Raw genomic sequence first — 14454 nt, forward strand, 5'->3', positions numbered from 1 at the left:
CAACCTATTCCGCCGGCGCCGCCACTGCTGATGGTGCCGGGCGCTGGCGCAGCCGGTCGATCAGCAGGTAGATCACCGGCGTCGTGTAGAGCGTCAGGATCTGCGACACGAACAGGCCGCCGATGATGGTGATGCCGAGTGGCCGCCGCAGCTCGGTACCCGGGCCGGCAGCGATGACCAGCGGTATGCCGGCGAACAGCGCCGCCATCGTCGTCATCAGGATGGGTCGGAAGCGCGCCCGGCAGGCCTCGAAGATCGCGTCCCGCGATGACAGTCCCTGATGGCGCTCGGCCTCCAGCGCGAAGTCCACCATCATGATGCCGTTCTTCTTCACGATGCCGATCAACAGGATGATGCCGACAAAGGCGATCACGGTCAGTGGCGTATTGGTGACCTGCAGCGCCAGCAACGCGCCGAGCCCGGCCGACGGCAATGTCGAGATGATCGTGATCGGGTGCGCGAGACTCTCATAGAGCACGCCGAGCACGATATACATCGCTATCAGTGCGCCGAGGATCAGAAGCGGCTGCCGCCCGCTGGTCTTTCTGAAGTCGCCGGCATTGCCGTCGAAGCTGCCGCGGATGCCCTCCGGCATGTGCAGCTCATTGACCGCCTGCTGGATGTTTGACGTCGCGACCTCCAGCGGCACGTCCGGCAACAGGTTGAACGACACCGTGGTCGAGGGGAAGCCACCCGAATGATACACCGCCAGCGGCGACAATCCCCGCTGGTAGTGCACCACACCCGACAGCGGCACCTGCACGTCATTGGCGCCGGCAACATAGATGCGCTCCAGACTCGATGGGTCGTTCTGGAATTTCGGGTCGATCTCCAGCACCACCATGTACTGGTTGCGCTGGGTGTAGATGATCGAGATCTGCCGCTGCGAGAACGCGTTGTTGAGCGCATTGTCGATGTCCTGGACGCGGACGCCGAGGCTCGATGCGATCTTGCGGTCGATCACAAGATTGAGCTGCAGGCCGCCCGGATCACGGTCGGAGGACACGTCCGTGATGCCCTCCACCGTCTCCATGCGCTTGGCCACGATCGGCGCCCATTTCTGCAGCAGTTCGAGGTCGGTCGAGGACAGCGTGTACTGGTAGTTGGAATCGCTCTGCCGGCCGCCGGTGCGGATGTCCTGTGCCGCGAACATGAACAGGCGGATGCCCGGCACCATGAACAAATTGCGGCGCAGCCGGTCGATCACCTGTGCGGTCGTCAGGCCGTCGCGCTGCTCCGGCGGCTTGAGACTGATGAACATGAAGCCGCGGTTCGCGGTGCTGCCGCCGACCGACGAACCGATACCGGCAACCGCGGGATCGGCCATCACGATGTCGGCGAGCTGCTGCTGCAGCGAGAGCATCGCCTGGAACGAGATATCTGCGGATGCGCGGGTCGAGCCGATGACGAAGCCGCTGTCGTCGGTCGGGAAATATCCTTTCGGCGTCTTGATGTAGAGCGTCACCGTCAGCGCGATGGTGGCAAAGAACACCAGCAGCGTCAGGACGGGATAGCCGAGCACAATCCGTAGCGTCCAGGTGTAGAACGCCACGACCCGAGACAGCGCGCCCTCGATGGCGCGGTCATACCAGGTCGCGTGATCGGAGGTCGCTTCCTTGATGTAGTGTGCGCAGATCATCGGCGTGACCGTCAACGACACCACGGTCGAGACCACGATCGCGAAGGTCAGCGTCAGGGAGAATTCGCGGAGCAGTCGGCCGACGATCCCGTCCATGAAGATCAGTGGCGTGAACGCCGCGATCAGCGACAGCGAGATCGACAACACCGTGAAGCCGATCTGCTTGGCGCCCTCCAGCGCGGCCGGAAACGGTGCCATGCCCTGCTCGAGATTGCGATACATGTTCTCGATCATCACGATGGCGTCGTCGACGACGAAACCAACGGAAATCGCGAGCGCCATCAGCGACAGATTGTCGATCGAAAAGCCCGCAAGCCACATCCCGCCGCAGGTGCCGGCCAGCGCCAGCGGCACCGAAACGCCGGCGGCAATCGTCGGCACGCCGCGGCGCAGGAACACGAACACCACGACCATCACCAGCACGACGGTCGCGAGCAGCGTGAGCTGCATGTCAAGGACACTGGCCCGGATGGTGCCGGTTCGATCGACCAGCGTCGAGATCTCGACCCCGGCCGGGATCCATTGCTTCAGCTCCGGGATCAATGCACGGACGCGATTGACGGTGTCGATGACGTTGGCATCGCCTTGCTTGGTGATCTGGATCAGCACCGCGGGCTGCTTGTTGAACCAGGCAATCGAGCGGGCGTTGCGCACGGAGTCCCTGATTTCAGCGACATCCGAGAGCCGCACGAAATTGCCGTTCGTGCTCTTGATCATGATGTCGCGGAACTCGGCCGCAGTCCGCATCTGCTTGTTGATCGACAGCGTCTCGCTGAGCCTGTCGCCGTTGAAGATGCCGACCGGGCCGAGCGGATTGGCGTTGATGATCGCGGTGCGGACGTCGTCGGTCGAGATCCCGGCGTTCACCAGCGACACCGGGTTGAGCGAGATGCGCACGGCGGGCTGGTCGGCGCCGCTGACGGTGACCTCGCCCACCCCGGGGACCTGCGAGATGCGCTGCGCCAGCACCGTGTCGGCGACGTCGTACATCGCGCTGGTCGAGATCGTCTTCGAGGTCAGCGCCAGCACGAAGACCGGGGCCGCAGCCGGATTGGCTTTGCGGAACCTGGGCAGCGACGGCAGGTCGCTCGGCAGATCGGCCAGCGACGCGTTGATCGCGGCCTGGACGTCGCGCGCCGCGCGGTCGATGTCACGGCCGATCGAGAACTGCACCTGAATGCTGGACGAGCCCAGCGAACTCGTCGAGGTAATCTGGTCGATGCCGGCGATCTCGCCGAGCTTGCGCTCGAGCGGCGCCGCCACCGTTGCGGCCATCACCGACGGATCAGCGCCTGGTCTGCTTGCCTGCACCCGGATCATCGGGAAATCGACGTTCGGAACCGAGGACACCGGCAGGAACTGGTAGGCGACCAACCCGATCAGGAACAGCCCGATCGCAAGCAGCGTGGTGCCCACCGGCCTGCGGATGAAGGGCTCCGAGATCGACATCACTGCATGCCCTCGGTCGCGCCCGCGATCGGGGGGCCGTGCGGACCTGCCTCCGGCACTGCTCGCCCGATCCGGCGGTTGAGCCGATCGAGCGCCAAATAGATCACGGGTGTGGTGTAGAGCGTCAGCAACTGACTGAGCAGCAAACCGCCGATGATCGAAATACCGAGCGGGAAGCGCAGCTCCGAACCGGTGCCGCTTTCGATCGCGAGCGGCAGCGCACCGAACAGCGCAGCGAGCGTCGTCATCATGATCGGACGGAAGCGCAACAGGCAGGCCTGTACGATCGCGTCATAGGACGACATGCCCTGGTGGCGCTCGGCCTCCAGCGCGAAGTCGATCATCATGATCGCGTTCTTCTTGACGATGCCCATCAGCAAGATGATGCCGATCAACCCGATCACCGAGAGATCCTGTCCGCACAGCATCAGCGCGAGGATCGCGCCGACGCCGGCCGAGGGCAGCGTCGATAGGATGGTGATCGGGTGGATGTAGCTCTCGTAGAGCACGCCGAGCACGATGTAGATCGTGATGATCGCGGCAAGGATCAGCCAAGGCTGTCCGGCGAGCGATCGCGCGAATTCGGCGGCGTCGCCGGAATAGATGCCGACGATGCTCCCGGGCATTCCGATGCGGGTCTCGATCGTCTTCAGCGCCGTGACAGCATCGCCCAGTGCCTCCCCGGGCGCCAGGTTGAAGCTGAGCGAGGCCGAGGGGAATTGCGCCTGGTGCGAGATCGCCAGCGGCGCCGTGGTTCGCGTCAGCGTCGCCACCGCGGACAACGGCACCTGCGCGCCGTTCGCGCCGGGCAGATAGAGCTTGTCCAGGATCGACGGGTCGCGCTGGTACATCGGCAGCGCTTCGAGCACGACCCGATACTGGTTGGCCTGGCCGTAGATCGTCGAGATCTGCCGCTGCGCGAAGGCGTCGTTCAGCGTGTCGGTCACACCCTGCAGGTTGACGCCGAGCTGGCCGGCGCGCTGGCGGTTGATGTCGAGCGCCGCGCGGAGGCCGCCGTCCTGCGCCTCCGAGGAGACGTCGCGGAAAATCGGATTGCGCCGCATTTCGGTAACCAGCTTTCGCGCCCATTCCGACACCTCGGCCGCATCCGTTCCGGTCAGCGTGTACTGATATTGCGACCGGCTCGACTGGGTCGAAATCTGCACGTCCTGCACCGGCTGGAAGTACACGGTCATGCCGGGGATCGTCGCGACTTTCTGCTTGAGGCGCGCGGTCACCGCCGCCACGTCGTCGTGCCGCTGGTCGCGCGGCTTCAGTGTCATTACCAGGCGCCCGACATTGGTGGTCGGATTGACCGAACCGGCGCCAATCACTGAGACCACGCCGGTCACATCAGGATCAGCCTTGATAATATCAGAGGCCGCGGTCTGCCTGCGCTGCATCTCCGCGAACGAGACGTCGGGGCCAGCCTCAGTGACCGCGGTAATCGAGGACGTGTCCTGCAGCGGCAAAAAACCCTTCGGCGCGAGCACATACATGACCAGTGTCAGCGCAATCGTCGCAAACGTCACCACCAGCGTCGCGCGCTGGCGCCGGAGCACCCAGAGCAGCGTGCGATGGTAGAACGCCACCATGCCGTCGATGAAGCGGCTGACCGCGGCAAGGCCCGGAACCGCGATCTCCTCGTGGATGTTCTTGAGCAGCCGCGAGCACATCATCGGGGTGAGCGTCAGCGATACGATCGCCGAGGTGACGACCGCGATCGTCAGGGTCAGCGCGAACTCGCGGAACATGCGGCCGACCAGGCCGGACATGAACAAGAGCGGGATGAACACGGCGATCAGCGACACCGTCAGCGAGATCACGGTGAAGCCGATTTCGCTGGCGCCCTTCAGCGAGGCCTCCATCACCGTCTCGCCCTCTTCCATGTGGCGGACGATGTTCTCGATCATGACGATGGCGTCGTCGACCACGAAGCCGGTCCCGATCGTCAGCGCCATCAGCGACAGATTGTCGAGGCTGAAGCCGGCGAAATACATGATGCCGAAGCTGGTGATCAGCGACAGCGGCAGCGCCACCCCGGCGATGAGCGTGGCGCGCAGCGAGCGCAGGAACAGCAGCACCACCAGCGTCACTAGCACCACGCTCAGGATCAGCGTGAACTGCACGTCGTGGACGGAGGCGCGGATCGTCACGGTGCGGTCGGAGACCACGGTCAATTTGACGCCGGCCGGGATCGCGCGCTGCATCCGCGGAATTTCAGCGCGGATCTGGCGGACGACCTCGATCACGTTGGCGCCGGGTTGTCGTTGGATATCGATGATGACGGCCGGCGTGCCCTGGTACCAACCGCCGGTGCGGTCGTTCTCCAGCCCGTCGACGATTTGCGCGACATCACCGATCGTGACAGGCGAGCCGTTGCGATAGGCGATGATGATCGGCTTATAGGCATCGGCCGCCGCGATCTGGTCGTTAGCGGCGATGGTGTAGGATTGCTGGGCGCCGTTGAGCGATCCCTTCGGCCCCGACACATTGGCGCCCGCGATCGCGCTGCGCAAATCCTCCATCGCGATGCCGTAGGCCGCGAGCCGGGCCAGATCGGCCTGCACGCGCACCGCCGGCTTCAGGCCGCCGAGGATTGAGACCCGGCCGACGCCGGAAATCTGGCTGAGGCGTTGCCCCAGGATGGTGTCGGCGAGGTCGCTCATCGCCCGCAGCGAGATCGTGTCTGAGGTCAGCGCCAGTGTCATGACCGGCGCGTCCGCCGGATTCACCTTGGCGTAGACGGGCGGATACGGCAGCGTCTTCGGCAGGATGCCCGCCGCCGCATTGATCGCGGCCTGCACGTCCTGCGTCGCACCGTCGATGTCGCGGTTGAGATCGAATTGCAGCGAGATCTGGCTGACGCCGAATGAGCTCGTTGAGTTCATCGACGACAGCGACGGGATCTGGCCGAGTTGCCGCTCCAGCGGTGCCGTGATCAGGGACGCGACGACATCGGGGCTCGCGCCGGGCAACTGCGTCGTGACCTGCACGGTCGGAAAGTCGACCTGCGGCAACGCGGAGACCGGCAGCGCCCAGTAGCCGAGCGCGCCGCCGATCATCAGCGCAATGCCGAGCAGCGAGGTCGCAATCGGACGGCGGATGAATGGTTCGGAGACGCTCATGGCTGCGTCTTCGTCGCGCCGCCTGACTGTTCAGCCCCCACCGATGGTGGCACCGGAGCCGGCCCAGTCTGCCCCTTCTGATCGCCCTCGCCATGCTCATGGCGGCCGCCATGCTGTACACCGCCCTTGCCCTGCCCCTGGCCGCCGCCCCTGCCGTCGGGACTACGGCCGCGCTTATGTGGCGCCAGATCGGCGGCGGGTGCTTGCGTGTCCTTGCCGATGACGACCTTCGAACCGTCCGCGAGGTTAGCGAAGCCTGTCGTCACGACGCGGTCGGATGTGGCCAGGCCGCTTGCGATCACGGCGTCGTGCTCGTTCTGTTGCGTCACCGCGACGGCCTTCGCGGTCACGATGTCGTCTGCGCCGATCACATAGCTGAAGGTGCCAGCCGGTCCGCGCTGCACCGCCGAGGTCGGCACCACGATCGCCTGCGCCAGCGTCTCCACCTTGAGGCGGACATTGACGAACTGGCCGGGCCAAAGCTGGTACTTGGCGTTGGGGAATTCGGCCTTCAGCTTCAGCGTGCCGGTGGTCGGATCGACCTGGTTGTCGATGCCGGTCAGCTTGCCGGTATCGATCACGGTGACGCCGTCGTTGCCGAACACGTCGACGCTGAGCGTGCCCATGGCCGCCGCCGCATTCACCCGCGTGATCTGCTGCTGCGGCAGGCTGAACCACACCGCGATCGGGTGCAACTGCGTCAAGATGACAAGTCCGGTGGTGTCGGAGGCGTGGATGATGTTGCCCTGGTCGACCTGGCGCAGGCCGGCCCGACCCGAAATGGGCGCGATGATCTTGGTGTAGCCTAGCGTCGCCGCCGCGTTGTCGATGGCGGCCTGATCGGCCCTGACCAGCGCCTCCTGCTGTGCCACCACGGCTTTCTGGGTATCCGCCTGCTGCTTCGAGCCGGCATTGGTGGCCGCGAGTTGCTGGTAGCGTGCGAGATCGATCTTCTGGTTGGCGAGCAACGCCTCGTCCTGCGCCTTCTTGGCGACCGCCTGATCGTATTGTGCCTGGTAGATCGCGGGGTCGATCTCGCCGAGCACGTCGCCCTGCTTGACATCCTGGCCCTCGACGAACTTGACCGCGATCAGCTTGCCGTCGACCTGCGAACGCACGGTGACCGTGTTCAATGCCTTCACCGAGCCGACGCCGTCGAGGTAGACAGGCACGTCCTGCACACGCGGCGTGGCCGCCAGCACCGGTACAGGAAGATCGGGCCGCATGCCTGCACGGCCGCCACCGGCGCCCCCCTGCTTCTGCTGGAAGGCGAGCCAGCCGAGATAGCCAAGGCCGCCGAGGATCACGAGGGTGACGATCAGCGACACCATGCGCTTGAGCAGCCGCGAGACCAGCCCGGGCTTGCGAGCCGCGCTCTTCTTGTCGTCCTTGGTGTCGGGCTTAAAGAGCATCGACCGGTCTTTCCATCTTCGGTTCCCAGCCGCCCCCCAGCGCCTGATACAGGCTCACGATCGCCAGCAGCCGGGCCAGTTGGGCCTGGGAGTAGGCATCTTCAGCCTGGAACAGCGTGAGTTGTGTGTTTAGCACAGTTACGATATCGGCGGTTCCGGCCTTGAGCTGCTGCTCGGCCAGATCGAATGCGCGCCGCGACGCCGACAGCACGTCGCGCTGTAGCTGCAGCTTTCGCGTGGTCTCGCGGATCGCGACTAGCGCGTTGTCGACGTCGGTGAAAGCCTGAACCACCGTCTTGCGATAGGTCTGCAGCAGCTCGTCCTGCTTGGCCTTGCTGTATTCGAAATTGCCGAGGATTCGGCCGCCATCGAAGATCGGCTGGGTCGCGCTGCCGACCAGGCTGAAGAACGCGGCATGCGGCTGGAACAGCGAGACCAGCGCCTGACTCTGGTACCCGCCCTGCCCGGTGAGCTGAATACTCGGAAAGAACTGCGCCCGCGCGCTGCCGACATTGGCGGTCGCAGAAGCGAGCTGGGCCTCCTGTCTGCGAATATCGGGGCGCTGGGTCAGCAAGTCCGACGGCAGGCCCGGCGTGACCCTCGGGATCGCGACCGAGTTCAGCGTACCGCCCGAAATGCGCACGCTCTCCGGCGGGCGCGACACCAGTACGGCGAGCGCGTTGACGTTCTGATCGAGCGTTTGCCGGAGTGGCGGCACCAGCGCACGCTGGTTGGCGAGCACGCTCTCCTGCTGCGCGACATCGAGGTCGGTGCCGGTGCCGGCTTTGAAGCGATCCTTGATGGCATTGAGGATGCGCTCGGCGCTGGCGATGTTGCGCTGGGCGGTGCGCAGCCGATCCTGGGTCGACAGCACCGTGAAATAGGCGGTGGCGACGGTCGTCAGCGTTGTCAGCGCCGTCACCTCGCGATCGAACCGGTTGGCGACGGCCGTCTCCTCGGCCGCCTGCGCGGCGTCGCGGTTCTGCCCCCAGAAGTCGAGCTGGTAGCTCGCGCTCAGCGCCGTGTTGTAGTTGACCACCTCGCGCCCACCATTGGTGAGGCCGCTGGCGCTGGAGCCGGAGGTGCGTGAATAGGTCTCCGATCCGTTGAGATTGAGCGTCGGCAGCAGCGGCGCGCCAGCCTGCCGCGCGAGTGCATCGGCTTGGCGGAACCGGGCAACGGCTGCGGCGATGTCGAGGTTGACGACCTGGGCCTCCTCCATCAGTTGCGTCAGCTCGATTGAGCGGAAGGCCCGCCACCAATCGAGCGCCGGCAACGCATCGGCGGAACGCCCGTGCCCCGCGGCCTTGTAGCCTTGCGGGATATCCAGCGCGGGATCGGGGATATCCTGGGTCAGGATGCAACCGGTGGAGCTTGCCACGAGGCCCAGCGCAACGAATGATCGGCCCGCCAGCCGTCGCATGCGAACGACGAGGCCGAGCCGACCTCCAAGCACCATTACGGAAGCGGGTTGGGTCACACCCGTTCTCCGCCACACACAGACCTCGCCCCTGGCGCACAAATGACGCGATGGGAGTGGGTCTGTGGGGTATTCAAGGGTGATGCTTCCAATGGAACTGGACTGCCATATTACCCTTGTGCGGATGGTGCGGACAGCCCTCGCAAGGTCCGCCGATGTCGCATCCGGTGCGATTGCAAGCCTTCGAGACCGCGATTTTCCCCAGTTTTTCCGGCTTTCCCAGACAATCCGGCCGCCTTGCCGGCACCATGATTCTTACAAAGATTTCATGGGATTTCCGGGTCCCGTTGTACCGAATCCGCAACTCGACGAGTTGAGATCGATCTCGGCGACTTGGATCTGTACGCACCAGGCGTGAGCGCGCCGCTCCCGCGGATGAACGATCTGCGGGTAGCTGGATAGGTGCCTGCCATCGTCCCGCTGATATGCGGTCGCGGGTCAATCATCGCGAATTGATCGTCGAAGCGCTCGCGCACCAAACTCATGACGAACATGAATTCCACAGAAGTTTTTGCCAGCAGTTGGGAGAGCCGCAAAAGCGCGTTCTACGCTTTCCGTGACATGCACCATCTCTGATCGGCGGAGGTAAATTCGGCCGCTTCGCCGCAGTGCAAAAACCTTTCCCTTTTGCGATCAGCGCACTACGTTCCCGCCAAGCAAAAACATCGACCGGCAAAGATCATCCCCGACATGGCATTCAACAAAGACGTCGTCGAAGCAATCGGCAATACCCCCCTCATCAAGCTCGAGCGCGCTTCCGAACTGACCGGCTGCACCATCCTGGGCAAGGCCGAGTTCATGAATCCGGGCCAGTCGGTCAAGGACCGCGCCGGCAAGTGGATGATCCTGGAGGCCGAGAAGCGCGGCGACCTGAAACCCGGCGGACTAGTCGTCGAATCGACGGCGGGCAATACCGGAATTGGGTTGGCCGTCGTGGCAAGCGCGCGCGGCTACCGCACCCTGATCGTCATTCCGGAAACCCAGAGCCGGGAAAAGAAGGATATGCTGCGGCTCTGCGGCGCCGAGCTCGTCGAGGCGCCGCAGCTCCCCTTCTCCAATCCGAACAACTATCAGCATCTCGGCCGGCGTCTCGCCGAGCAGCTCCGCAAGACGGAGCCGAACGGCGTGTTGTTTGCCGACCAATGGAACAACCTCGACAACCCAAAGGCGCATTACGATTCGACGGGGCCGGAAATCTGGCAGCAGACCAACGGCAAGGTGGACGGCTTCATCTGCTCGGTCGGGACCGGCGGCACGCTCGCCGGCGTCAGTCGCGCCCTCAAGGAGAGGAACAAGGACATCGTGATCGCCTGCGCCGATCCGCACGGATTTGCGATGTACGAGCTGTTCAAGAATGGTCAGGTCAAGTCGACGCCGGGCGACTCGATCACCGAAGGCATCGGCCTCGGACGCAAGACGCCGGTCATCGAGACCGCGCAAGTCGACGACGCGTTCCTGATTTCGGACGAAGAAGCCGTGACGACCATCTATGAGCTTCTGCAACACGAAGGCCTGTGCCTGGGCGGCTCAACCGGCATCAACATCGCGGGCGCGATTCAGCTCGCCAAGCAGCTCGGCCCCGGCAAGACCATCGTGACGATCCTCTGCGATTCCGGCAATCGCTATCAGTCCAAGCTGTTCAACCCGGACTTCATGCGCTCGAAGAATCTGCCGGTGCCGGAATGGCTGGAGAAGCGCAGCAAGATCGAGCTGCCGCTGGTGTGAAGGGCGTGAGCCCGCCACACTTGCCGACCTCATCCTGAGGAGCGCGTCAGCGCGTCTCGAAGGATGGGCCGCGGGCCTCATGGTTCGAGACGCGCGCAAATGCGCGCTCCTCACCATGAGGGGCGATATCATCTCAATATTTGGCTCAAGAACAGCCTCGACCGGGCGTGCTGCGGGTTGGCGAAGAACTCCTGCGGCGTGTTCGATTCGATGATCTGGCCGGCATCCATGAACACGACGCGGTTGGCGACCTCGCGGGCAAAGCCCATTTCGTGGGTCACGACCAGCATGGTCATGCCCTCCTTGGCGAGGTCCACCATCGTGTCGAGCACCTCCTTGACCATTTCAGGATCAAGCGCCGAGGTCGGCTCGTCGAACAGCATCACCTTCGGATTCATCGCCAGTGCGCGGGCAATCGCGACCCGCTGCTGCTGACCGCCCGACATCTGGCCGGGAAACTTGTTGGCCTGATGCGGAATCTTGACGCGTTCGAGGAACTTCATGGCGGTCGCCTCGGCGTCCTTCTTGGGAATGTTGCGGACCCAGATCGGCGCCAGCGTGCAATTGTCGAGGACTGTGAGGTGCGGAAACAAATTGAAGCTCTGGAACACCATGCCCACCTCACGGCGGACCTCGTCGACGCGGCGCAGGTTCGGCCCGAGGTCGATGCCGTCGACCACGATCTCACCCTCCTGAAACTCCTCCAGCGCGTTGATGCAGCGGATCAGCGTCGACTTGCCGGAACCGGACGGGCCGCAGATCACGATGCGCTCACCCCTGCCGACCTCGAGGTTGATGTCGCGCAACACGTGGAAGTCGCCGTACCATTTGTTGAGACCGGAGATGTTGACGATCGGATCTGTGGACATGATGACCTTCAATGACGGCGGTGAGCGTTAAGGCGGTTTTCGACGAACAGCGAGTAGCGCGACATTCCAAAGCAGAACACGAAGTAGATCATTCCGGCAAAGGCAAAGCCAGTAAAGGCGGTGGTCGGGGTCGACCAGGTCGGATCGGAGAACGTCGCGTGCAGCGATCCCAGCAAGTCGAACAATGCCACGATCGAGACCAGCGAGGTATCCTTGAACAGCGCAATGAAGCTGTTGACGAGGCCCGGAATGACGTGGCGCAGCGCCTGCGGCATCACGATCAGCGAGGTGGTCTTCCACCAGGACAGGCCGAGGGCACTTGCCGCCTCTCCCTGCCCGCGTGGAATCGCGGCAAGGCCGCCGCGCACGACTTCAGCCTGGTAGGCACCCGCAAACAGCGCGATGCCGATCAGCGCACGGACCAGACCGTCGACATTGAAATTGCCTGGGAGGAACAGCGGCAGCATGTAGGTCGCGAAGAACAGCACAGTGATCAGCGGCACGCCGCGCCAGAACTCGATGAACGCGATCGAGAAGATCCGGATCAGCGGAATAGTCGCGCGGCGGCCGAGCGCCAGCGCGATGCTGATCGGCATCGAGGTGACGATGCCGGTGACCGAGACCACCAGCGTCACCAGCAGGCCGCCCCATAAGCGGGTGTCGACCACAGCAAGCCCGCCACGATCGAGCCCCATCAGCTTGATCACGGCGGCGATGCCGGCGAAGGTCGCGAGGGTGCCGGCCAGCGCCCGCAGCCCGGTCTGCATACCGCCGCCGAGCACCAGGACGATCAGCGAGACGATCGCCGCAGTCGCCGCGAAATCGACCCACAGCGGCTGACCGGATGCCTGGAGCAGGTCGCGCAACCACCTCAGTGGCAGGATCAGCCAGCCGGTCACGCTGCCGAGCAGCAGGATGATCTTGCCGATTCCCCAGAGCAGCGGGCCGATCGCCGAGCCCTGGCTGAGACTGACCAGGATCTGACCGGCATTGACGATGCTGTCATCGAACAGGCCCACCAGGCCGGCCACCCAGCTCACCCCGAAACCGGAGAGCCCGCCACCGCGCAGCAGGAAGAAGGCGACTACCGGAAAGGCAAAGAAGAACAGGCCCGCGTTCACGCCTTTCGCCGGCAGGCGCGGGATGAGCAGCGGCAGCAGCAGTACCGCCGCGAGAGCAAAGGTCAGGTTGACGCGCCAGCGTTCCGCTGCCGGATAGAAGCCGTAGATCAGTTGGGTGAGCTTGGCCTGGATATAGGGCCAGCAGGCCCCGACCTGGTGGCCGGCATTGTCGGCAAGGCACGCATTGCGGTCGTTGCCGCTCCAGACTGCGTCGACCAGCAGGAGTTTGAGCGCAGGAACGATCGTGTACCACAGCAGCGCCAGCGCCAGGATCGTGAGCAGGATATTGGTCGGCGAGTTCAACAGCCGGGCGCGCACGAAGCCGAACAAGCCGGTGGTCTTCACCGGTGCCGCGCGCTCGGGGACAAGGTCCCGCCGGACAAAGGATGACGCGGTAATATCGGTCATGCCCCGAGGCTCCGACTGATGCGCCAGCCATACACGCTCATGATCGCGCTGGTGACGAGCGAGAGCACGAGATAGACGCCCATGGTGATGGCGATGATCTCGATCGCCTGGCCGGTCTGGCTCAGCGTCGTACCGGCGAACACCGAGACCAGATCGGGATAGCCGATGGCGACCGCGAGCGACGAGTTCTTGGTCAAGTTGAGATATTGATTGGTCAGCGGCGGAACGATGACGCGCATCGCCTGCGGCATCACGATCAGCCGCAAGGTGGCGCCGCGTGAAAGGCCGAGCGATGAGCCGGCCTCCATCTGTCCCTTGTGAACCGACTGGATTCCGGCCCGGACGATCTCCGCGATAAAGGCCGCGGTATAGGTCGACAGCGCAACCACGAGCGCAACCAGCTCCGGAATGACCCGCGATCCGCCGGCGAAGTTGAAGCCCTTGAGTTGCGGCAGTTCGAACGTCAGCGGCATCCCGAAAATCAGCATTGTCAGGAGCGGCAGTCCGATCAGCAGGCCGAGCACGTGAGGCCAGATCCGGATCGCCTGCCCGCGCTGGAATAGCGCCCGCCTGGCGTAGCCGCGCAACAGCAGCGAGCCCAGTATCCCGATAGCGACCGCCACGAGAAATGGATCGAGACCGGCCTCGCCGATCGGCCGCGGAATTACCAGGCCGCGATTGGAGAGGAAGAAGGCATTAAACAGGCTGATGCTCTGCCGTGGCGCCGGCAGTGCCGCCAGCACTGCGAGGTACCAGAACAGCAACTGGAACAGCAGCGGCAGGTTACGCACGATCTCGACATACGCTTCGCCAAGCCGCGACAAGAGCCAGTTCGGCGACAACCGGCACAATGCCAGGACGAATCCGATGATGGTGGCGAATACGATGCCGATCACCGACACCAGCAACGTGTTCAGCAGTCCGACCAGGAACACCCGCGTATAGGTGTCCGATCCCGTATACGCAATCAGGTTCTGGCTGACGTCGAAGCTGGCGGTGTTCCTGAGAAAACCGAACCCGGAGGCGATGCGCTGCGTCTCGAGGTTAGCCCTGGCGTTGGCCACGATCTCGTAAGCCGTCCAGGCCAGCACTGCGGCGAACGCGACCTGCACGACAAGACCGGTCCAGCCGGCCTTGCCGCCGAGCGCCCGCTTCAACCGGAGGACGTATTGCGGCGGTGGATTTCGGGGCTCGGTGGTCATTGCCGCAGCCGCCTCGTCGCC

General features: G+C 64.2%; 8 protein-coding genes. 1 reads left to right on the forward strand and 7 read right to left on the reverse strand.

Annotated features, from left to right (window positions below):
- Positions 1–4: 4 nt before the first annotated feature.
- From P6U25_RS19125 to P6U25_RS19140, 4 genes are read right to left on the reverse strand one after another with little or no spacing between them, the layout of a single operon-like run.
- Complete coding sequence (locus tag P6U25_RS19125; protein ID WP_407146310.1) at positions 5–3091, reverse strand: efflux RND transporter permease subunit; 3087 nt, start codon at positions 3089–3091, stop codon at positions 5–7.
- Positions 3088–6216, reverse strand: coding sequence for an efflux RND transporter permease subunit (locus P6U25_RS19130; protein ID WP_407146311.1), 3129 nt, complete (start codon positions 6214–6216; stop codon positions 3088–3090). Before P6U25_RS19130 ends, P6U25_RS19125 begins: the two co-directional genes overlap by 4 nt.
- Positions 6213–7628: an efflux RND transporter periplasmic adaptor subunit gene (locus tag P6U25_RS19135; protein ID WP_407146312.1), complete on the reverse strand. Its 1416-nt coding sequence runs from the start codon at positions 7626–7628 to the stop codon at positions 6213–6215. The genes P6U25_RS19130 and P6U25_RS19135 overlap by 4 nt, the downstream gene beginning before the upstream one ends.
- Positions 7618–9051 carry an efflux transporter outer membrane subunit gene (locus P6U25_RS19140; protein ID WP_407152556.1) on the reverse strand — a complete coding sequence of 478 codons (1434 nt, stop codon included), beginning with the start codon at positions 9049–9051 and terminating at the stop codon, positions 7618–7620. The genes P6U25_RS19135 and P6U25_RS19140 overlap by 11 nt, the downstream gene beginning before the upstream one ends.
- 747 nt (positions 9052–9798) lie before the next feature.
- On the opposite strand from P6U25_RS19140, the gene P6U25_RS19145 reads away from it, so the two are divergent.
- Complete coding sequence (locus tag P6U25_RS19145; protein WP_407146313.1) at positions 9799–10833, forward strand: cysteine synthase A; 1035 nt, start codon at positions 9799–9801, stop codon at positions 10831–10833.
- Positions 10834–10961: 128 nt separating this feature from the next.
- On the opposite strand, the gene P6U25_RS19150 is transcribed toward P6U25_RS19145, so the two are convergent.
- Genes P6U25_RS19150 through P6U25_RS19160 form a run of 3 tightly spaced genes read right to left on the reverse strand, consistent with a single transcriptional unit; the run spans position 10962 to position 14433 of the window.
- Entirely contained in the window at positions 10962–11702 is a 741-nt protein-coding gene (locus P6U25_RS19150; RefSeq protein WP_407146314.1) for an amino acid ABC transporter ATP-binding protein, read from the reverse strand.
- A gap of 8 nt (positions 11703–11710) precedes the next feature.
- The gene (locus P6U25_RS19155; RefSeq protein WP_407146315.1) at positions 11711–13231 is read right to left on the reverse strand and encodes an amino acid ABC transporter permease; all 1521 of its coding nucleotides are present in this window, start codon (positions 13229–13231) and stop codon (positions 11711–11713) included.
- Complete coding sequence (locus P6U25_RS19160) at positions 13228–14433, reverse strand: amino acid ABC transporter permease (RefSeq protein WP_407146316.1); 1206 nt, start codon at positions 14431–14433, stop codon at positions 13228–13230. The genes P6U25_RS19155 and P6U25_RS19160 overlap by 4 nt, the downstream gene beginning before the upstream one ends.
- Positions 14434–14454 lie beyond the last annotated feature (21 nt).

This window comes from Bradyrhizobium sp. ORS 86, assembly GCF_045571475.1.
GTDB lineage: Bacteria > Pseudomonadota > Alphaproteobacteria > Rhizobiales > Xanthobacteraceae > Bradyrhizobium.